The sequence below is a fragment of the Pseudoalteromonas sp. T1lg122 genome (assembly GCF_002964825.1).
In the GTDB taxonomy this organism is placed as follows: Bacteria; Pseudomonadota; Gammaproteobacteria; order Enterobacterales; family Alteromonadaceae; genus Pseudoalteromonas; species Pseudoalteromonas gelatinilytica.
The window spans coordinates 241,239-263,119 of sequence record NZ_PQCG01000033.1 but is presented as its reverse complement, the minus strand read 5'-3'; the positions used below and the strand labels follow the sequence as shown (position 1 = coordinate 263,119).

At 42.3% G+C, this 21,881-nt stretch carries 16 protein-coding genes and 1 pseudogene; 11 read left to right on the top strand and 6 right to left on the bottom strand.

Annotation, left to right across the window (positions count from 1 at the left end; translation table 11 throughout):
* Positions 1 to 40: 40 nt before the first annotated feature.
* From C2M33_RS17545 to C2M33_RS17535, 3 genes and pseudogenes are all read right to left on the bottom strand, one after another.
* A complete protein-coding gene (locus C2M33_RS17545; protein ID WP_063701858.1) occupies positions 41 to 850 on the bottom strand; it encodes an META domain-containing protein in 810 nt (269 codons plus the stop codon).
* Between the two features lie 156 nt (positions 851 to 1,006).
* Positions 1,007 to 1,572 (bottom strand): annotated as a pseudogene (locus C2M33_RS17540) (PhnA domain-containing protein).
* Positions 1,573 to 1,651: 79 nt separating this feature from the next.
* On the bottom strand, positions 1,652 to 2,416 hold the full coding sequence (locus C2M33_RS17535; RefSeq protein ID WP_105175051.1) for a substrate-binding periplasmic protein: 765 nt from the start codon (positions 2,414 to 2,416) through the stop codon (positions 1,652 to 1,654).
* Between the two features lie 104 nt (positions 2,417 to 2,520).
* Here C2M33_RS17535 and C2M33_RS17530 point away from each other — a divergent pair, with 104 nt between their 5' ends.
* The 7 genes from C2M33_RS17530 to C2M33_RS17500 all read left to right on the top strand — a co-directional run bounded on the left by C2M33_RS17530 (position 2,521) and on the right by C2M33_RS17500 (position 11,440).
* Positions 2,521 to 3,798, top strand: coding sequence for an EAL and HDOD domain-containing protein (locus C2M33_RS17530; protein WP_063701853.1), 1,278 nt, complete (start codon positions 2,521 to 2,523; stop codon positions 3,796 to 3,798).
* 54 nt (positions 3,799 to 3,852) lie between these two features.
* On the top strand, positions 3,853 to 4,467 hold the full coding sequence (locus C2M33_RS17525) for a paraquat-inducible protein A (RefSeq protein ID WP_063701851.1): 615 nt from the start codon (positions 3,853 to 3,855) through the stop codon (positions 4,465 to 4,467).
* A gap of 43 nt (positions 4,468 to 4,510) precedes the next feature.
* The gene (locus C2M33_RS17520) at positions 4,511 to 4,864 is read left to right on the top strand and encodes a hypothetical protein (RefSeq protein WP_105175050.1); all 354 of its coding nucleotides are present in this window, start codon (positions 4,511 to 4,513) and stop codon (positions 4,862 to 4,864) included.
* Between the two features lie 104 nt (positions 4,865 to 4,968).
* Positions 4,969 to 6,291, top strand: a complete 1,323-nt coding sequence (locus tag C2M33_RS17515) for a TolC family protein (protein WP_105175049.1) — start codon at positions 4,969 to 4,971, stop codon at positions 6,289 to 6,291.
* Entirely contained in the window at positions 6,284 to 7,741 is a 1,458-nt protein-coding gene (locus tag C2M33_RS17510; protein WP_063701843.1) for an efflux RND transporter periplasmic adaptor subunit, read from the top strand. The genes C2M33_RS17515 and C2M33_RS17510 overlap by 8 nt, the downstream gene beginning before the upstream one ends.
* Positions 7,738 to 10,842: an efflux RND transporter permease subunit gene (locus tag C2M33_RS17505; protein WP_105175048.1), complete on the top strand. Its 3,105-nt coding sequence runs from the start codon at positions 7,738 to 7,740 to the stop codon at positions 10,840 to 10,842. Before C2M33_RS17510 ends, C2M33_RS17505 begins: the two co-directional genes overlap by 4 nt.
* Before the next feature lie 142 nt (positions 10,843 to 10,984).
* A complete protein-coding gene (locus C2M33_RS17500) occupies positions 10,985 to 11,440 on the top strand; it encodes a hypothetical protein (protein WP_063701839.1) in 456 nt (151 codons plus the stop codon).
* 276 nt (positions 11,441 to 11,716) lie between these two features.
* On the opposite strand, the gene ppx is transcribed toward C2M33_RS17500, so the two are convergent.
* The 3 genes from ppx to C2M33_RS17485 all read right to left on the bottom strand — a co-directional run bounded on the left by ppx (position 11,717) and on the right by C2M33_RS17485 (position 15,934).
* Positions 11,717 to 13,204, bottom strand: a complete 1,488-nt coding sequence (gene ppx, locus C2M33_RS17495; protein WP_105175047.1) for an exopolyphosphatase — start codon at positions 13,202 to 13,204, stop codon at positions 11,717 to 11,719.
* Complete coding sequence (gene ppk1, locus C2M33_RS17490; protein WP_105175046.1) at positions 13,197 to 15,278, bottom strand: polyphosphate kinase 1; 2,082 nt, start codon at positions 15,276 to 15,278, stop codon at positions 13,197 to 13,199. Before ppk1 ends, ppx begins: the two co-directional genes overlap by 8 nt.
* A gap of 149 nt (positions 15,279 to 15,427) precedes the next feature.
* Positions 15,428 to 15,934, bottom strand: coding sequence for a glycine cleavage system protein R (locus C2M33_RS17485; protein ID WP_063701833.1), 507 nt, complete (start codon positions 15,932 to 15,934; stop codon positions 15,428 to 15,430).
* A 347-nt stretch (positions 15,935 to 16,281) separates the two neighbouring features.
* Between C2M33_RS17485 and C2M33_RS17480 the strand changes: the two genes are divergently transcribed.
* The 4 genes from C2M33_RS17480 to phoU are packed head-to-tail and all read left to right on the top strand — an operon-like array spanning position 16,282 to position 21,784.
* A complete protein-coding gene (locus C2M33_RS17480; RefSeq protein WP_105175045.1) occupies positions 16,282 to 18,516 on the top strand; it encodes an ABC transporter permease subunit in 2,235 nt (744 codons plus the stop codon).
* A 15-nt stretch (positions 18,517 to 18,531) separates the two neighbouring features.
* Positions 18,532 to 20,181, top strand: a complete 1,650-nt coding sequence (gene pstA, locus C2M33_RS17475) for a phosphate ABC transporter permease PstA (protein WP_063701829.1) — start codon at positions 18,532 to 18,534, stop codon at positions 20,179 to 20,181.
* Positions 20,182 to 20,207: 26 nt separating this feature from the next.
* On the top strand, positions 20,208 to 21,035 hold the full coding sequence (gene pstB / locus C2M33_RS17470; protein ID WP_063701826.1) for a phosphate ABC transporter ATP-binding protein PstB: 828 nt from the start codon (positions 20,208 to 20,210) through the stop codon (positions 21,033 to 21,035).
* Between the two features lie 47 nt (positions 21,036 to 21,082).
* Entirely contained in the window at positions 21,083 to 21,784 is a 702-nt protein-coding gene (gene phoU / locus C2M33_RS17465) for a phosphate signaling complex protein PhoU (RefSeq protein WP_054552476.1), read from the top strand.
* Positions 21,785 to 21,881: the final 97 nt, after the last annotated feature.

Below are 21,881 nucleotides of genomic sequence, written 5' to 3'. Positions count from 1 at the left end.
AACGCCCAGCATTTGCTGGGCGTTTTTGATTTAACTGTTGTTAATTCATGTAAGTTGCTGCGAAGGTTGCAAGCGGCTCATTACTATCATCTAACAAGGTTAACTGTTCCCCATTGATAGAGTACTTAGCCGTTGCTGCAAGTGCTGCAGACATGGCTGCTTCAATATCCATTTGTGATACACACATTTTTTTGGTGCTTGCTAATGGGTTGAATGTAAGCGTCTGCTCGTTAACCTCGTAACTACCTGAGAAGTTATTACACCCTAAATAACCATTGGTTGAACCATCGTCTTTAAACTGCACGAAAGGTTCTTTATTTTCAACGGTGATTGCTTCTCCGCTGATGGTAACGGCTTTCCAATACGTATTAGTCAAAGTAACGTCTGGTTTTTTCGCTGATACTTTAGTCACAGTCACCTTATACACATCACCCGTCACATCTTCAGCAAATGGATTATTGTGAGTGGTGCTGATGTAAAGTAATTTACCTTGATTCTCAATGCGTGCACTCACACCATAGCGGTGACGGTCAGCAATTTTACTTTCGTCATATTCAAGTGCCACGTTATATGGCGGCGCGCCATTTAATTCAATTTCTTGTTCGCTGATAACGTCAGCTTTGGCATCCATTTTTGATACATCAGCAAGTTGTACTTTTAATACTGAACCTGGTGGCAGCATGCTGCGATCTAAATAAGTAACCTGTGTATTAAGGGTTTTCATTGTTGATTGCTCAGCCTGTGGTGCGGCAGAGTCTTCACCACAACCTGTTAATACTAAGCTGCTCCCTAAGATCATTAAACTGCATAGAGAAGCGCGTTTGAAAGATGAGATGGTATCCGAAGCCATGATTGTTTCCTTGCGTTTTAGGGTTATGCGTCTTTGTTATTGAGTTAGCATAAAGTTCGCTGACTTAATCATAGCTTAATTAACAAAAAATGGGCACTAGGCCCATTTTCTTAATAACGAATCGCTTAAGAGAAATAAAGCGAATTAAAGTAATCGTTACTTTTTCACGTATTTGGTAAGAATAACAATGCGTTGCCTTCAACACGGCCTTCAATGTGTTCAGGGTTGCTCGTTAAGCCAATGTTTCTAACTGCGGTGCCGCGCTTAGCAACAAGGCTGCTACCTTTCACATCAAGATCTTTAATAAGTGTCACAGTGTCACCTGCTTGTAGCACAACACCATTACTGTCGATGTGTTTAATATCGTCATCTTCAGCTAGGGCTGTTTGCGCCCACTTTAGTGTGTCTTCTTCAAGATAAATCATATCGAGTGCATCTTGTGCCCAACCGTTATCAGCAGCTAAACGCTTCAACATGCGATAAGCCACAACTTGTACAGCCGGTGTTTGGCTCCACATGCTGTCGTTCAAGCAATGCCAGTGGTTTGCAGTTAAATCAGCATTATTTTCAATTTGATCTTTACAGGTTTGGCAAACGTAAATGCATTTATCAGAATGAGCCTCTGTAACAGGTGGCACTTCGTAAACAGATAGATTATCTGTATTAGTGCAAAGTTCACATTGGTTATTACTGCGTTCGATTAGGGCTTGTTCAATGCTCATAGGAGGCTCTTTTAGTTAACAAGGTAAGAAAAACAGCGCGCATTATAGCAAAAGCAGGTCCAAAGCGGAATATCCCTAATTATTGTAGGGGTATGCTTTTTGTGTATTTATTGATTATGGCATCTAAGCGGCCAGAATTTTTAAGTTCTTTGATTGCTGTATTTATTTTTGGTAACAATGATTGATGCTCACTGCGCAGGCGAATTTTTAGATTACCTAGCGAATGTAATGCACCAAAGCTGATATCTGCATCAAATTGCTCAGCCCAATATAATGCTGGCAGTTTATCAATTATGACGACCTCAATTCGTTGCATTTTTAACGCCTGAATGAGTTGTTGTTCAGAGTGAAAATCAACCCGTTTAAAGCGGTTATCGTCATAATAGTAATAACCTAAAACAGTCCCTACGGGTTGATTACGAATACTGTTGAGTTGCTGCCATTGAGCCACAGAGCTTTTTAAGCTCACTAGATACTCTTCAACGGCAAACAGGGTGTCTGAGTAACTAAACTGTGGATTTTGTTTTTCTGCCTGGCTCAGCCATTCGGGGCTTATGACATCAAAATCGATATGTCCTTGGTGAAGGTATTTAACGGTTCGTTTTGCAGGAAGCTCGACATGCTGCACTTGAATATCAGCAAGCAGCATAACTTGCTTGATCAATTCGGGGAGGATCCCTGGGTTGCTTTTATCATCAATATAGTAAGGATAGTAGTTCCCAGAGCCGGTTACATTGTACTTCAGTACAGGTTGCTGCTCAGCCAAAACTACGTGAGTAATAAAGAGTAAAATTAAGAAAATCGAGTTAGAGAAGCGCAATGGTCTGATTGAATTCGTTTTCATGTACCTAGTTTGGTTGGGTTTTTGTTTTTTAGCAAGGCAAACATCTTTCACTATACTAATAACAATAGTAATGTGGAGTTAGCCACATCTAAGTGAGAAGTTGAATGTCAGAATTAAGTATGGAAGGTAACAAAAGTCAGAGCATGACTCAGTATATAGCCCGGCAGCCAATATTTAATGCTGATAAAAGTTTGTATGCTTACGAATTATTGTATAGAGAATCGAGCGATAATGTCTTTCCGGTAGGTACCAGTGATGGCCAAGCTACAGGACGGCTGTTTTTTAACGCGTTAATGTTGATGGGACTCGAAAAGCTAACGGGTTTTCAACCTGCATTTATCAACCTATCGACCGACGCTATTTTGGATGATTTCCCTAAGTTGCTGCAACCACGCAGTGCGGTTATCGAAATAGTCGAGCGGGCTACCAGTATTCCAAAAGTAGTGAACCGTGTTAAGCAATTAAAACAAGAGGGTTACTTGTTCGCGCTTGATGATTACGATGGCACAGATAAATGGCAAGATATTTTGCCTTTGATGGATTTTATAAAGCTTGAAGTCACACAGCCGATTATCAAAACCAACATGATGATCAAAAAGCTCAAACGCAGCTTTCCTGAAACCACCATCATAGTGGAACGCATTGAAACTTATGAAGACTTTAAGCAGCTAAAAGCGGCTGGTTGTGACCTGTTTCAGGGCTACTTTTTTGCCAAGCCAGAGCTTTTAAGTTTTGGTAATGTTGAACCATCAAAAGTTGCCGTGCTTGAATTACTTAACTGTACAGCGCAAACAGATTTAAATTTTGATGCAATTCAACAACGGGTTGCTAAAGATATTGGCCTTACTGCACGTATTTTAAAATTAGTAAATGCACGTACAAGCAGTGGTCAGCAGACAATTCGTTCGATTTCGCAAGCGGTTATTTATCTCGGTGAAGATGCGATTAGACAATTTGTGCGAGTATTAGCGCTCAGCGAATTAGGCAATGATAAACCGCAAGAGCTGACCAAACTTGGCTTAACAAGAGCTAAATTTATTGCGCTGATGCTTGAACCAGGCGGTAAAGACCTAGCTGAGCAAGGCTATTTAGTTGGCTTACTCTCTGTTTTAGATGCAATTTTAGATATGGAGCTTGATATCATTGCCAAAGAGTTTTCGTTGGGTAGTGAGCTTTCGAGCGCACTATTAAACTTTAATGGCATGCAAGGTGCGAGCTTACAGCTTGTTAAAGCAATGGAAGAAGAGCAGTGGCACACAGCCCATGAGCTACTAATGATGATCCGTCCTGCGTCAAAAATGGATGTGGTTTTTCAAGCTATGTATGATGCTCGTGCTTATGCCGATGAAGTGTTTGAAAGCTTATCATCGGTTACAGACTAAACCCGCGGAGTTCGTTATGATGCGAGCTCTGAGTATTTAAAAGGTTTGTAACTAATGCGTGTTGTTTTTCCGGTACTGGCTATTTTAATTGCCTTGGCGTTACTAATTCCCGGTGTAACCCAGCCTGTGCTCACCCTAGAAGGAAAAATCGATAAATCTAAGCTTGCCAAAACAGGTATTGAAATGATTGCCGATGAAGGCGATCGCAATACTCGTAGCGTGTTAATGATGGCATCAAGCATGTTGGGGCTTGATAAGCTTGAAGGTGAAATTGATGCCTATAAAAAAACACGCAGCATTTGGGGCACCGTAAATGAGCTTGCTAATAACAAAAACTACCTTGTTGCCGCGCTTGTTGCAGTGTTCTCAATTGTCATTCCCACTTTAAAACTCCTGATGCAATTGCTTTACTGTTTTTTACCTGTGAATAGATTTAAGCATTTGCTCGGTCAACTCATACAAGGCCTAAGTAAATGGAGCATGGTTGATGTGTTTGTGATTGCATTGATCGTGGCCTATTTAGCAGGTAATGCCGATGGGCAAATGGGCGAGCTGATTAAAATGCATGCCGAATTAGGTGATGGGTTTTGGTATTTTACTGGTTATTGCCTATTTGCTATTGCTGCCAGCAGTAGCATAAAAATAGATAAACCCTTGTCGAGCGCGTAAATTTCGGGCTACAATTTGGGCAAATAATGTTTAAGGTATGATGATGACGCGACTTTCAAGCTACTTATTGATAGCTATGATGCTGCTCACGTTTGTGGGTCAGTCAGTTGCGTCTGTTGCTATGGTATGTGATATGCCACATGCCAGCATGCAAATGGACCATCATGCTAATATGAATGCTGACAGCGACATGAGTGATATGGATTGTTGCCATGAAGATGCAATGGATAACAGCGATTGTGCGTGTCCGTTCAATGCCTGTACAGCTCACTCACTCCTGCCGTTAAATGATTTAGTTGTTAAATCAATTAAGCAATCAGAAAAAGTCACAGTGTTAGGCGCCAGCCAGCTGAGTTTCCGCGTCAGTTCTTTATATCGTCCACCTATTACTGCTTAAGCAGGATAGGTCTGTCTAAAATTCAGTAAAACGCTGAAATACACCTCATTCTGCAACCAAAATCTATTGTTTTTTAACCATTTTTAAGATTTTTGGAGCATGTGATGATTCACAGCAAATTGATTAAGGCGCTTTCTCTAGGCGCAGTATTGATAACCTCAAGTTTAGTGAAAGCAGAGCCGTTGGCACTCAATCAGGTGATTGATTATGCATTGACTCACGAGCCTTGGTTACAGGCAAATAAATACCAGCAACAGGCGATAGAAGCACAAAGCATTGCCGCCGGTACCTTGCCAGATCCAGTGTTAACTGTTGGACTTATGAACTTACCAACCGATGGCTTTGCCTTTGACCAAGAGGGTATGACGCAATTCAAAGTGGGCTTGTCTCAGCAATTTAGCCGAGGTGATAGTCTTGCCTTACAGCAACAAGCTTTAAAACAATCGGCTGAGCAATATCCTTGGCTTAGAGCTGACCGCCAAGCACAGGTTAAAGCCATTGTTAGCGAAGCATGGCTAAATGCTTATCGCGCACAAAAAAGCATTCAACTGATCAACCAAGATAAAGCCTTATTTAATCAGCTTATTGATATTACAGAAGCAAGCTATGCCAATACACTTGGTGCGACTCGCCAGCAGGATATTATTCGCGCTCAGCTAGAGCTGACTCGGCTTGAAGATAAGCTGGTGATGTTAGAGCAACAGTTTGATAGTGCCAAAAAGCGACTAGCTCAATGGCTACCTATTGAAATGCTAAACGGTGCAGTGAGCGATGAAAACACCAAGGTGACCGCAGTTATGGCTTATCAAGAGCTTGCACCATCGGGGGTGACTGAAGTGCTGATGAATCACCCGGCAATTATCGCTATTGATCATGCTATGCGTGCTAAAAACACTCAAGTGCAAGTGGCGAAAGAAGCGTATAAACCGCAATTTGGTATGAACCTTGGTTATGGCTATCGTGATGATACCCCGATGGGTGACTCTCGCGCTGACTTATTCTCTATTGGGGTGAGTGTTGATTTACCGCTGTTTACTGATAACCGCCAAGATCAACAAGTTAATGCCGCAATAGCTAATGCCGAGGCGGTAAAAACCAACAAGCTTATTACCCTGCAAAAACTGCAAGGTCAGTATTTTAAAGAGCTTAGCCAATTAAGCCGACTTGCTCAGCGCAAAGCGCTGTATCAACAGCAGCTATTACCGCAAATGGCAGAGCAAGCGGAGGCGACGTTAAATGCTTACACCAATGATGATGGTGACTTTTCAGAAGTGATGCGTGCTCGCATTAGCGAACTTAACGCGAAAATTGATGCATTAAACATCGAAATTGATAAACAAATAACCCTCGCTCGCCTTAATTATTACGCAGCAGCAAAAGATAACCAAATAAATGCAGCACAAAGCCAAGGAGCTAGCAATGAATAACACAGTGAAATTAGTTATCGCTTTGGCGGTAGGTGCAGCATTGGCAACGGCTGTAAATAAATTGGCTGAGCCAGAGCATGAACAAATGCCAAGCGCTGAGAAAAAGCCGCTATATTGGGTGGCGCCTATGGACAGCAATTACCGCCGTGATGAACCGGGGTTATCACCAATGGGTATGGAATTAGTCCCTGTTTATGAGGAGCAAAGTAGCGCTGAAGATAGCCCGGGTACGGTGAGGATCTCACCAGCAGTCGTTAATAACTTAGGGGTAAGAACAGCGCCCGTACGCTTTAAATCATTACAAACGACGGTTGATACGGTTGGTTATGTGCAATACGACCAAGACCAACTCGTGCATATTCACCCTCGTGTCGAAGGTTGGATAGAAACCTTATATGTAAAAGCCGCTGGTGACCAAGTTAAGCAAGGCGAGCCACTTTATACCTTGTATTCTCCACAGCTAGTGAATGCGCAAGAAGAGCTACTGCTTGCCCTTAAACGTAACAATGCAGTGCTTATACGTGCGGCAAAAGCACGCTTAGCCTCACTGAATGTTTCTGACGATTTTATTGCGCGATTAGAGCAAAGCCAAAAGGTTAGGCAAAACATTACCTTTTATGCCAAGCAAAGTGGCGTATTGGATGAGCTAAATATCCGCGAAGGCTTCTTTGTGAAACCGGGCACAACCATGATGAGTATTGCCCACCTAGAAGAAGTGTGGGTTGAGGCTGAAGTTTTTGAGCGCCAAGCAGGGCTTATCCATAAAGGCTTGCCTGTTACCATGAGCTTAGATTACTTACCGGGCAAACGCTGGCAAGGCAAGGTCGATTATATTTACCCAACCCTTGATGAGAAAAACCGTACCCTGCGCGTGCGTTTACGCTTTGCTAACCAAGATGGCTTATTAAAACCGAATATGTTTGCTGAAGTGAGCATTACTACTAAGCCAACTGAGCCGCAATTAGTGATAGCTAAAGAAGCGGTGATCCGCACCGGTAGCCAAGACCGTGTCGTGATTGATTTAGGTGAAGGGCGCTTTAAATCAGTCGCTGTGACGCTAGGCCGTAGTGATAATCATGATGTCGAAATTTTATCAGGCTTATTGAAAGACGATAACGTTGTGGTTTCAGCGCAGTTCTTAATAGATTCCGAATCAAGTAAGAGTTCTGACTTTATGCGTATGCAAGAACCTGATAGCGATAGCGCAATGGTAAATGGCGTGATCAACAGCATTGACCGTGAAGCCAGAACGGCTGTGATCAGTCGTGAGGCCATCCCTAAGTGGGGCCGCGGGGCTGCAACTATGGAATTTCATTTCTCGCCGCGCATCGATATGTCTAGTTTGCAAAGCGATGATGAAGTGCATTTTACCTTTAAATTGGTGGACGGTGAGTTTGTGATTTTTGACATCATGACCATGAGCCACCCTATGCAAGGAGAAATGCAATGATAGCTGCCGTGATCCGTTGGTCAGTCGGTAATCGCTTCTTTGTATTACTGCTGTCTTTAATGTTGGCGGGCTTTGGGATTTTTTCTTTAAAGAATACCCCAGTTGATGCCTTGCCTGACTTATCTGATGTACAGGTTATTGTAAAAACGTCTTACCCAGGACAAGCGCCACAAGTGGTGCAAGACCAAGTAACGTTTCCTATCACCACAGCCATGTTGTCGGTGCCGGGTGCTGAAACGGTAAGGGGCTTTTCGTTTTTTGGTGACTCTTATGTATACGTTATTTTTAATGAAGACACCGACCTTTACTGGGCCCGTAGTCGAGTACAAGAATATTTGAGTCAAGTAAGTGCTCGCTTACCGGATTCAGCGAGGCCTGAACTTGGCCCTGATGCAACAGGGGTAGGCTGGATTTACTTGTATGCGCTGGTGGATAAAACCGGTAAGCATGATATTAGCCAGCTACGAAGCCTGCAAGATTGGTTTTTAAAGTTTGAGCTGCAAACGGTGCCGGGCGTATCAGAGGTAGCGTCTGTTGGTGGTATGGTTAAGCAGTATCAGGTGAATGTCGACCCGGATAAATTGCGTGCTTATGGTATTCCGCTAAGTTTAATTCAAACAGCAATTAAGCAAGGTAACCAAGAGCGTGGTGCCTCAGTGGTCGAAATGGCAGAAGCCGAATACATGGTATCGAGCACAGGTTACATCAAAAGTGTCGCAGATTTAGAAGCCATTCCGCTGGGTACTAATGCCAATGGTACGCCACTGCAATTACGCGATGTGGCCGATATAAAACTTGGGCCACAAATGCGCCGTGGAATTGCTGAATTAAACGGCGAAGGCGAAGTAACTGGTGGTGTGGTAGTGATGCGCTTTGGAGAAAACGCCGAAGCAACCATTAAACTCGTAAAAGAAAAGCTAGAGTCGCTCAAAAAAGGCCTGCCAGAGGGCGTCGAAATCATTCCAGTGTACGACCGTTCAAACCTTATTACCCAAGCACTTGATAACTTAAGTTCAAAGTTAATTGAAGAGTTAATCGTCGTGGCCTTAGTGTGTGTGGTGTTTTTATTCCATATACGCTCATCGATCGTAGCCATTATCACGTTGCCAATGGGTATTTTAACGGCTTTTGTGGTGATGTATTGGCAAGGTATAAACGCCAACATCATGTCGCTTGGCGGCATAGCGATTGCTATTGGTGCAATGACAGATGGTGCTATCGTGATGATAGAAAATATGCACAAGCATATGGAGAAAACCCCTCTGACCGATGAGAACCGCTGGCAAGTGGTGATGGACTCAGCCGCAGAAGTCGGGCCCGCGTTATTCTTTAGTTTATTAATAATTACCGTCAGCTTTATGCCAGTGTTTATTCTTGAAGCTCAAGAAGGACGTATGTTCTCGCCTCTGGCTTATACAAAAACCTATGCAATGGCGGCCTCGGCTGGTTTAGCGATTACACTGGTGCCAGTATTAATGGGCTACTTTATTCGCGGTAAGGTTATTTCGGAGAAGAAAAACCCAGTAAACCGCTTATTGGTGGCAGCCTATAAACCCTTGTTAAATGCAGTATTAAAAGCGCCGAAAACAACATTGGTACTGGCATTAGTGTTGGCTGCTATTGGCTTTTACCCGGTTAATAAAATTGGTAGTGAGTTTATTCCTCCTCTTGATGAGGGCGACTTAATGTATATGCCAACGACTTACCCAGGTATTTCAATTGGTAAGGCCCGTGAAATCTTACAGCAGACCGATAAGCTAATTGCCAGTGTGCCAGAGGTTGAGTCGGTGTTTGGTAAGGTAGGTCGAGCGGATACTGCCACAGATCCTGCGCCGCTTACCATGATCGAAACCTTTATTCAGTTAAAGCCAAAGTCACAGTGGCGCGAGGGTATGACAACCGAGAAACTGAAAAAAGAGCTCGATAATCTGGTTAAGTTCCCAGGGCTTACCAATGCGTGGGTTATGCCAATCAAAACACGAATCGACATGCTTGCCACTGGGATTAAAACGCCTGTGGGGATCAAAGTAGCAGGGCCAAAGCTGAGCGAAATTCAAAAAATCGGTGAGCAAATTGAAGTCATCTTAAAAGATTTACCGGGCACGGCTTCGGTTTATTCTGAGCGCGTTGCCGGCGGTCGCTACATCAAAGTTGATATCAACCGTGAAAAAGCAGCACGGTACGGTTTAAACATTGCTGATGTGCAACAGGTTGTTGCTACTGCTATCGGTGGTATGAATGTGACCGAAACCGTTGAAGGGCAAGAGCGTTACCCGGTTAACTTACGTTATCCACAAGATTATCGCGACTCGCCAGAAGAGCTTAAGTTGTTACCGATAGTGACACCAAACGGACAGCGTATCGCATTGGCCGATGTAGCTCATGTCTTTATCGAAGATGGCCCGCCGGGTATTAAAAGTGAAAATGCCCGCATTAATGGCTGGAGCTTAATCGACATTGAAGGCAGTGATATTGGCAGTTATGTTGAGCGTGCGCAACAAGCGCTGCATGAGCAGCTCGAGCTACCTGCTGGTTACTCAATTACGTGGGCGGGGCAATATGAATATATGGAGCGCGCAAAAGCTAAACTCAGTTACGTATTGCCACTCACCTTGGCAATTATTGTGGTGCTGTTATACCTCAATTTTAGAAGCTTTATTGAGGTGGCAATGATTATGCTGACCTTACCGCTTGCGATGATAGGCGGTATTTGGCTGATGTACCTTGAAGGCTTTAACTTCTCGGTTGCTGTTGGGGTTGGTTTTATTGCCCTGGCTGGGGTTGCTGTGGAAATTGGCGTGATCATGCTGGTTTATCTCAACCAAGCTTATCAAGATGCTAAAGCGCAATCAGCACAGTTCACGGTTACAGAGCTGCGCCAAGCAATCATCAATGGTGCAGGCCTTCGGGTTAGGCCTGTAATGATGACAGTTGCCACTATTATCATTGGGTTACTGCCGGTGCTTTATGGCACTGGAACCGGTAGTGAAGTGATGAGCCGAATAGCCGCGCCTATGGTCGGCGGGATGCTCAGTGCCATAGTTTTAACGCTACTTGTGTTACCTGCGCTTTATTTTATATGGCGTAAACGCGACCTATAAATTTTACAGTCAGTGTGTAACTTGTGCGCTTTTAATTGCTGCAAGTTACACATTTTATTTTTAACTTGTTGATAATTGGGTTGTTTGTTGCTGGTGTGATTTATGCAAAGTCATATTAAATTGATTTTGATAAGGAATGCACATGCAAGTTAAAACAATACAACAAGTTTATGATTGGACCGTGTTATTTCATACTCAAATGGCAGCCAATTTCCACAGTGTTAAAGACTTACTGGACGAGCACAATCAAATGCTGGTGGACTATTATCTGCAATATGAGAAGAAGCTGGCAGAAGATCTCGTTGGTTTTAAAGCGATTACCGAAGTAAACACACTCGATACGTATTGCTATGAGTATTTTTCTGAAAACCCAGAGCTAATTACTTTTAACGATATCAGCACTGATCAGCGCATTGATGAAAAGGCGATTCAGGTTTACTTAACCACGCAACACCAAAAAGTAATCGACTTATATGAGTACTTGGTGTCACGCGCCGAAACGGCAGATACCAAAGAAAAGCTCGAACGTTTGCTAGAACTTGAACATCAAGGCCTTAAGCAAATGATGCAAAGCTCAAACCGCCATATGGATATGTAGTATACCCAAACCACCTCAAGATGCAGAATTCAGCGTTTCACAGGTGCTTAATATCAAGGCGTTACTTTGTAAGAATGGCAGTCCCTTTTAAGAAGTAACAACGATGAGAGTAAGTGCCTGTGAAGCGCCCAACGGGTTGGTTTAAAAGCGATTTATACTGCGTTATTGATCTTAACAATAGAACCACTATTACTTGCAATCAATGCCTTGCCTAAATCGCTTTTAATTCCAACTGAAACTCACATCTTGAGGTGGTTTGGGTATATATTAATCAGCTTAATGAAAATCGAGTAAGAAGCCGACTTTTTTAAGGTATTTTTGCTCTTGCTGTAAGTCAGCTAAAAGCAAGGTATGTTCTTTAAGCCACTTATTGTGAAACTTTAAGAACATACTATTTTGCTTGGCTGTTACCTCAAGCTTAAAGCCTTGGTCAGTAATGCGCTTTTGATTTAGCAGTACTGCTAAACGCAAAATCACAATGAGCTGTAATATTTCATAATGCTGCATGGTATGCAGTGCTGGAAAATCTTCTAAACGGATCTTTTTACGATAAAAACGGATCATACAGCTAAGAAGTGTTTGTTGTTGCTGTGTAAAGCCAGGTAATTGGCTGTTCGCCACGATATAGGCACTGTGTTTATGTAACCCCGAAGAATTAACCCCTAAACCAATTTCATGCAGCTGTGCAGCCCAATCCAGTAAATTTATGTGATCAGAGTCAGTCAGGTGCCATGTTTCTCTTACTTGTTCGAATAGCCACTTTGCGGTTGTTGAGACGCGATTAGCATGCTCTTTATCTATGGCATTGCGCTCAGATAGGTTCGCTATGGTATTTGTGCGAATATCCTTATGGGCGAGTTTTTGCTGCATTTCATGAAGCAGGCCTTCACGCAGTGAAAAGTCGCTATATTGCATCGCTTCGATGTTAAACAGTCTAAATATGGCAATTAAAATAGCTAAACCACCACAAATACTCACTTGCCGCTCAGGCGTAAGACCTTCAATTTGCAGCGCTTGTATTTGTTTTGCAGCAATAAACTGGGTTTTTAATTCTAATAATCGCTCTAAAGTAATTAGCTCTTGCTCTGCATCGTTTGCATTGATCATGGCAAGGATAGATTTAATCGTGCCTGATGTTCCCACCACTGATTGCCAGCCAGCTGATAAGTAATTTGCAAAGATCACTTCGAGTTCTTGCTCTGCGCGAACTTCGGCTTTGGCAAAGCGCTTAGCTGTGATTTGTCCATCTGCAAAAAACTGCTTGGTATAGCTGACACAGCCCATGTTGCGGCTAGCGAGTAGTTTGTGTTTAAAGTGTTTACCAATGATGAGTTCAGTACTGCCGCCGCCGATATCAATGACTAAGCGGTTTTCATCGTGATGAATATAATGGGCAACACCTTGGTAAATTAAACGTGCTTCTTCTTGCCCTGATATTACTTCGATTGGGTAAGGAAACACTTTACTTGCTTGCGTTAAGAATGAATGAATGTTTTTCGCGCGGCGCAATGTGTACGTGGCGGCCACTTTGACATTCTCAAGGGGAAAGTCCTGCAAGGTAATGGCAAATTGTTTGAGAATGGCTAGTGCGCGCTCAATAGCTTCTTGGCTTAAATGATTTTTATCATCTAAACCGTCAGCTAAATAAACGCGCTGTTTTTCTTTGTGTAAGATTTGCAAAGAGCCATCGACCTCTCTTGCCACCACTAAATGAAAACTGTTTGAGCCTAAATCAACGGCAGCAATTGAGGGATAATCATTCATTATTGTAGTTACTTTCCCATTTCTTAAGGTGGTCATAAATGGCAATTTGCGAGCGAATTTTTTTACGATTGCCACGGCGCACATAGCTGTTTTTTTGTTCGCTATCGATTATGCGTGCTTTTGATCTATCTTTAAACTGTAGCTCAAGGATATCAATAATCAGCTGTTTTAATTTTTCATTATAAATCGGAGTGGCTACTTCAACGCGGTGATCAAGATTTCGGGTCATCCAGTCTGCCGATGAAATATACACTTTTTCGTCACCATTATTATGAAACACCATCACCCGAGGGTGCTCTAAAAAACGGTCAACGATACTAATAATACGAATATTATCGTTCACGGCAGAGGGCACTAAGGAACACATACCACGCACAATAATGCGAATTTTTACGCCGCGTCTTGCAGCAAAATAAAGATGATCAACCAGCTCTTTATCAACTAGGTTGTTTATTTTTAGTGTAATTCGGCCAGCTTTTCCGTGCTCTACATTGGTAATTTCGGCATCAATTAGCGACATAATAGTTTGTCGTGCGTTAACTGGCGAAATCATTAAATGGTCAAATTGAAATGGTCGGTAACTACTTTCGATAAACTTAAACACGCTATCGCACTCTTCACTAATGCCTTCATGCTTGGTGAATAAGCTAAAGTCCGTGTAGATTTTGGCGGTTTTTTCATGGAAGTTACCCGTGCCTATATGGGCATACTTCACGATGTTATTCTTTTCTTTACGGTGAATAACGCATAGCTTACTGTGCACTTTCAGCGCAGGAATACCAAAAATCACTTTAACCCCAGCGTTACTCAAGGTTTTTGCCCATTCAATGTTGTTCTGTTCATCAAAGCGCGCTTTCAGCTCAACCATTACGGTTACATGCTTACCATTTTTTGCCGCATTAATTAGTGTAGAAACAAGGCGAGATTGACTTGCAACGCGATAAATATTGACCTTTATTTGGGTTACATCTGGGTCAAACGCAGCTTGGCGCACAAACTCAAGTAAATGGTTAAAGGTGTGATAAGGGTAATACAGCAACACATCTTGCTCAGAGATAGCATCAAACACACTTGAGTGATTGTTAAAGGCTGTGCTTTGTAATGCAGGCAGTGGTTTGTTTTCTAAATACTGACGACCAACATTTGGAAACGCAATAAAATCGCGGAAGTTACGATAACGACCGCCGGGGATCAGTGCATCATGTTGGCTTATGTTAAGGCGCTTTTTCATCACTTTAAGCATTTCATCAGGCATGCTCTCGTCATAAACAAGGCGCACAGGCTCAGCAGAAATACGTTGTTTTAGGCCTTTCGACATTTTATCGAGTAAACCTTCTTCGAGTTCATCATCTAAATTGTACTCGGCATCGCGGGTCAGTTTGATGGCATAACATTGAATATCATCAAAGCTAAAAAAGCTGCTAAATACATCGCGAATAAAGTAGGCAATGATGTCATCAAGCATCACAATGGTTTTGTGGCGACGTGTTTTCTCAGGCGGCAAAATAACAAAGCGTGAGACGCGGTCAGTAGGCACCTCCATCATGGCATAATGACTTTTTTGATTGGTCATCTCGACAAACAAATAAGTCATGGTGTCGTTAATTTGATCTGAGTAGTCTTTCTTTTCAGAGAGCAAAATCGGCAAAATGTGTTGCAGTACATTGTCGTGGAAAAACTTTTTCAGCCAGGTTAAATGAAATTCAGATAACTTCTCTGGTAGCTCTACGTGAATATTATGCTCGTTTAAATCATTCAAAATATCTTTATGAATTTGATTAAATTTTTTGCCAAGCTGGAGCACTTTACTCTGGATTTGATGGAGTAGGATCTCATCTTCATCAAAGTTCGCATCAGGAATTTTATTAAGTAAAATTCGGCGTTTTACATCGGCAACACGGACACGGAAAAACTCATCCATGTTGTTTGAGTAAATACCTAAAAAGCGCATGCGCTCAATAATCGGGTTCGATTTATCTTTGGCTTCTTGCAGCACGCGTTCATTAAATGACAGCCAACTTAGCTCTTTGGCAAAGTAATTGATGGCTTGAGAAGAAGAATGTGATGCGTTCATCTGGTTTTCCAACGTTTATAGCTAGTTAGAATATAGAGGATGCAGATGACGTTTATGTGACGTACTTATCACTTTTATGACATACATGTCAGTTTTGTGACATGCATGCCGCTTTTTTAAAGTTCAAAATATCCCTATAAACTTGTGTGTTACGCGTCCTCAATATCAACAATTAGGTCTGTAGTGATAGACTCAAGTGCGCTAATTACTTCGTCTTTGTTCATACCAATCGGTAAAGCAACGGTGGCAACAGCACTAAAAATAGGCACACCCCAGTTAGGTGCACTTTGTTGTTTTGAATTGAGGTGAGTGATATTCGCCCCTTTATGACGAATAACGCTGGCTAGCTCTTGTACAATGCCTGGTCTATCATTGCCAGTGATAACAAAATTAATTTGCTCAGATTTTTCTTCAGGCAGCGTCTCGGTGCCGCGTTCGATTCTAACCTCTAAATGCGGCAGGCTATGTAACGCATCTTGTAATTCTTGTAAGTGTTCTTCAGGTACTGCTGCTTCAATGATCCCTGCAAAATGCCCTGCAAGGTGGCTTAAATTACTGCTTAACCAGTTGCCGTGGTGGCTTAGAATTGTGGCTGAAAGGTCTTCAACTAGGCCGGGTTTATCTGGCCCCAAAATAGTAATTACTAACTGCTTCATACTTAAATCTCTATAAAAATGCCTCTGAAAAATGCAATAAAAGGAAGGAGGCGTTGGTTAAAAATGATTCTTATTGTTGAAAAAATAAGTCTTCTTGAGTATTGATGCTGTTTTATTGTTTGTCCAATTTTTTCCATATAGTTATAAAAAATTAGATATAACAGTTTGTTAGCTTGTTAATTTAGGACTTTTAAAAGCGCTTACAATTGTCGTAAATTGGTCATTTTTTAACTTTAAACTTCGTTCCTGAAAAGCTTGCTTTATTACACTGAATTATGACGTTTGTAACATTACTGTCATCTTGGTGAAATATAATTCGCGCAACGTTAAGATTTAAGGGTGTTTTGATGACTTCCAATCCGAATAAACCTACCTTTCATACGGATAGAAGCCGTCTATTTAAAGACAGGTTTGCCAAGTGGGGTATTTCCGCAGGTGGCGTAATGGTGCTAGTAGCACTGTTACTCATATTCTTTTACCTTCTTTATGTTGTTCAACCTATTTTTGAATCAGCAAAAGTAGAAACACGTAACAGTGTAAAACTACAAAATGCGTCAGAAGTTGTTGGCCTTGGCATTGAAGAGCAAACAGAGGTTGCCTTTTTACTCGGTGAAAAAGGTAGCGTGGACTTTTACAATGTTGAAAAAGAACATTTTGGTAAAAAGATCACCACTCTTAATGCTGAATTACCTAGCGATGTAAGCAGCTTTGCAAGCTCTGCACCGTTTCAAGGTCAATATGCGTACGGTTTAGAAAATGGTACGGTTGTTGTGGTTGCACCTAAGTTTTTGGTGACATTCCCAAATAATCAACGCCAATTAACACCTCGATTAGACTACCCGCTCGGTGATATGGCGCTTGAAGTTGATGATCAAGGCGCAGCAATCACTAAATTTGCGTTTAGCCACTATGAAGATAAAACGGCTGTTGTTGCTTTAACTGCTGACAAGCGCGTTTTATTCAGCAGTTTTGTCGGTGAAGAAAACATGTTCACTGGCGAAGTTGAGTGGAATGTTGAGCGAACTGAGCTTGATATCGAAGGTCGTGTGGATGAGCTATTAATCTCACCTGATACAACACGTACGTTCGTTCGCTCTGCAAATCAAATTTACGTATACGATACGCGTTACCCTTCTGAAGTTGAGCAAATCCAACTGCTTGCAGCTAACGAAGAAAACGCGAACCTAGTTTCAACTCAGTTATTAGCGGGTGCTAACTCACTGATGCTTGCTAACGATAATGGTGAAGTATCTCAGTGGTTTGAAGTAAACACGGAAGAGGGACGTGAGTTCCAAAAGATCCGCGCTTTTGAAACCAGCAAACAATCGAAACTAAATATTTTCACTGAGTTCTACCGTCGTACGTTCTTCACAGCGGGTGCTAACGGTGAGCTTGGTATTTATTACACAACCAGCGACGCAAAACTGTGGCAAGGTAAAGTAAGTGATGGTCCAATTCAAAACTTTGCAATTGCACCTCGTTCAAATGCGGCGCTAGTACTTGCAGATGACGCATTAAAAGTAATCGAAATCCATAACGAACACCCAGAAGTAACGTGGTCTGCGTTATGGCAAGAAGTATGGTACGAAGGTTACCCAGAGCCGGGTTATATCTGGCAATCAACCTCTGCCAGTGATGACTTTGAATCTAAGTTTTCATTAGTGCCAATTTCATTCGGTACGATTAAAGCAGCTTTATATGCGATGCTGTTTGCAGTACCTATTGCGCTTTCAGCTGCGATTTACACAGCGTACTTTATGTCGAGTGAATTACGTAAAGTGGTTAAGCCGACTGTAGAAATCATGGAAGCATTACCAACAGTAATCTTAGGTTTCTTAGCCGGTCTTTGGTTAGCACCATTAATTGAAGAGCATTTACCAGCGATTGTCGGATTATTAGTATTATTACCAATTGGTATCTTATTAACCGCATTCGGCTGGAACAAGCTACCGGCGTCAATTCGTCACCGTGTTCCTGAAGGTTCGCACTCTATTTTACTTATTCCAGTGGTTATCTTTATTGGTTGGTTATCGTTTGCGATGAGTAACTCAATTGAGCTTTGGATGTTTGACGGTAATGTGCGTCAGTACCTAACCAATGAATTAGGTATGACATTCGACCAACGTAACTCGTTAGTTGTTGGTATTGCGATGGGCTTCGCTGTTATCCCAACTATCTTCTCAATTGCGGAAGATGCGGTATTCAGTGTTCCTAAGCACTTATCAAATGGTTCATTAGCACTCGGTGCAACGCAATGGCAAACATTGGTTCGCGTAGTACTACTAACAGCAAGCCCGGGTATATTCTCGGCAGTAATGATGGGTCTTGGCCGTGCTGTAGGTGAAACAATGATTGTACTAATGGCAACAGGTAATACACCTATTATGGACTGGAGTATCTTCCAGGGTATGAGAACACTTGCAGCGAATATCGCGGTAGAAATGCCAGAGTCTGAGGTAGGCAGCTCGCATTATCGCATTCTATTCTTAGCAGCATTTGTACTATTCATATTCACATTCGTTTTCAACACAGTGGCTGAGTTTGTTCGTCAGCAACTGCGTGAAAAATACAGTTCAATGTAGGTGGAGAGACACGACATGGTAAAGCAGTGGTTTAAGTCTGGTTCTCCTTGGATTTGGATGACCGGCGGTGCGGTAAGCATCAGTTTAATCTCGGTTCTTGGCTTATTAGCCATGATTGCTTGGAAAGGTTTAAGCTTTTTCTGGCCATCAGAAGTAGTGCAACTTGAGCTGCAAGGCTCAGTTGCTAAACAAACAGTGATCGGTGAAGTTTATGACCGTGAGCTAGTTGCAAAATCACGTATTGAGGCGACGGGCGTTGATTTATCTCACTACGACAAAGAGCAACTAGAGCGCTTACTAATCAAAACAGGTAACCGTGAGTACGTTGATCTCGATTTCCGTTGGGTATTAGAGACAGATATCACATCGCGTACAGCGCCAGCTGAACTTGCAGTATTCGAGCGTAGCAAAAACGGTAACTTTTACGGTTATGTAGAACAGGTTATTAAAGACGGTGAAGTTATTACAGATAACAAAATCGAGGTACTTTATGATCTTGTTGACCGTGCAGTTGACCTAAACGACCAAGCACTCGATTTACAAAATGGTGATATTGGTCATATCAACTATGAACTTGAGCGCTTGCGCTTAAAAGAAAAAGCGTATCAGCTTGATAACGAGTTGACGGACGAACGTGTTGCTGAGCTTGCACAAACACGCGCTGAGCTACGTGCTGAATATGCCGTGCTAGAAAAACAGTTATTTGCACTTCGTAAAGAAGCAAAGCGTGACCAAGTAACTGTTAAAGACATGCGCGGTGAAGTGGTTACTTTACCTCTGTATCAAGTTCTTGATGTGTGGTTCCCAAATGACATGGGCTTCTTCGCTAAGCTAGGCCACTACTTTGTACAACTTGGTAAGTTTGTAGCGGATGACCCGCGTGAGGCAAACACTGAAGGGGGTGTATTCCCGGCGATTTTCGGTACTGTGTTCATGGTATTACTGATGGCAGTGATTGTTACGCCGTTTGGTGTGGTTGCAGCGATTTACTTACATGAATACGCAGCAAAGAATGCCGTTACTAAAATGATCCGTATCGCGGTAATCAACCTTGCGGGTGTACCTTCAATTGTATACGGTGTATTTGGTCTAGGTTTCTTTGTATATATGCTAGGTGGCAGTATTGACCAATTGTTCTACCCAGAATCATCGCCAAGTCCAGTATTTGGTACGCCAGGTGTGATTTGGTCAGCATTAACGCTAGCAATTTTAACGCTTCCAGTTGTTATTGTTTCAACGGAAGAAGGTTTATCACGTATTCCAAGCACGGTTCGTCATGGTTCATTAGCACTTGGCGCAACAAAAGCAGAAACGCTATGGCGCATCATCATTCCGATGGCAAGCCCTGCGATTATGACAGGTTTAATCTTAGCGGTTGCGCGTGCAGCCGGTGAAGTAGCACCACTTATGCTTGTTGGTGTTGTTAAGATGGCGCCAACACTGCCTCTTGACGGTAACTTCCCATACGTTCATTTAGATAGAAAATTTATGCACTTAGGTTTCCACATTTATGATGTTGGTTTCCAAAGCCCTAACGTAGAAGCGGCACGTCCGCTGGTATATGCCACGGCATTCTTACTGGTATCAGTAATTATCGCCCTGAATATCACCGCGATTGGTATTCGTAACCACTTACGCGAAAAGTTTAGAGCTCTTGAGCATTAATACAGAATTTTTATAGGTAGACAGAGATGATTACAGTTGCACCACAAGTAAACCAAGCGAAAAGCGCGGCAAAGCTAGATTTAGATAACCTAACTGCAGAGCAAACAGCGTTAGAGATTAAAAACTTAGATCTATACTACGGTGATAAACAAGCGCTTAGCGGCGTAAATATGAACATCCCGAAAGGTCAGGTAACAGCGTTTATCGGTCCGTCAGGCTGTGGTAAATCAACACTTTTACGTTGTATCAACCGTATGAACGACCTAGTTGATAGTTGTCGTATTGAAGGTGAGATCTTATTACACGGCCACAACATCTACGATAAGAGTGTTGATGTTGCAGCATTAAGACGAAATGTTGGGATGGTATTCCAACGTCCTAATCCATTTCCAAAATCAATCTACGAAAATGTCGTTTATGGCCTACGCTTACAAGGTATTAAAGAAAAGCGTAAACTAGACGAAGTGGTTGAACAATCTTTACGTGGCGCGGCGTTATGGGATGAAGTTAAAGACCGTTTACACGATAGTGCATTTGGCCTATCGGGTGGTCAGCAACAGCGTCTTGTTATTGCTCGCTCAATTGCTATCGAGCCTGAAGTACTACTTCTGGATGAGCCTACATCGGCACTAGATCCAATTTCTACTTTAGTTATCGAAGAGCTAATTAACGACTTAAAGAATAAGTTTACCGTGGTAATTGTTACTCACAACATGCAACAAGCTGCTCGTGTATCAGACCAAACTGCGTTCATGTACATGGGTGAGTTGATTGAGTATTCAGATACCAATACGTTATTTACAACACCAAGCAAGAAGAAAACAGAAGACTACATTACAGGCCGTTACGGTTAGTCAATAAAGTCACTTGGTACCGTAAACGAAATTTATAGAGGTAGACAATGGAACATAATATCAATAAACACATTTCGGGCCGCTTTAATGAAGAGCTTGAAAATGTGCGTAACCATGTATTAAACATGGGAGGTTTAGTTGAACAACAACTAAACAGTGCACTTGATGCTGTTAGCAATGGCGATGCAGATCTGGCACAAAAAGTTCGTGAGAACGACTATAAAGTAAATGCAATGGAAGTGAACATCGATGAAGAATGCACACGCATTATCGCTCGTCGTCAGCCAGCTGCCAGTGACTTACGTCTTGTAATTGCCATTGCTAAAACAATTGCTGATTTAGAGCGTATTGGCGATGAAGCTGAGCGTATTGCTAAAGTTGCGCTGGACTCATTCACAAAAGATCAGCAAGACCTACTGGTGAACATTGAAAACATGGGTCGCCAAGTATCAAAAATGCTTCATGATGTACTTGATGCATTTGCACGTATGGATGTGCAATGTGCGTTTGAAGTACATAAAGAAGATGCCAAAGTTGACCGTGAATACGAAGCAATTACCCGTCAAATCATGACATATATGATGGAAGATCCACGCTCAATCCCGAAAATTATGGATTTAGTGTGGTCAGTACGCTCTTTAGAGCGTATCGGCGACCGTTGTCAAAATATTGCTGAGTACATCATCTACTTTGTAAACGGCAAAGATATTCGTCATACATCTCAAGCAGATATCGAAAAGTCGCTGTAATTTTAACCGCAACTTTTCATTATTAAACCGAGCGGCCTTTGGCCGCTTTGTCTATTATTGCTGATGTAAGGCAGAAAAAGCGTTCACAATCGAACAC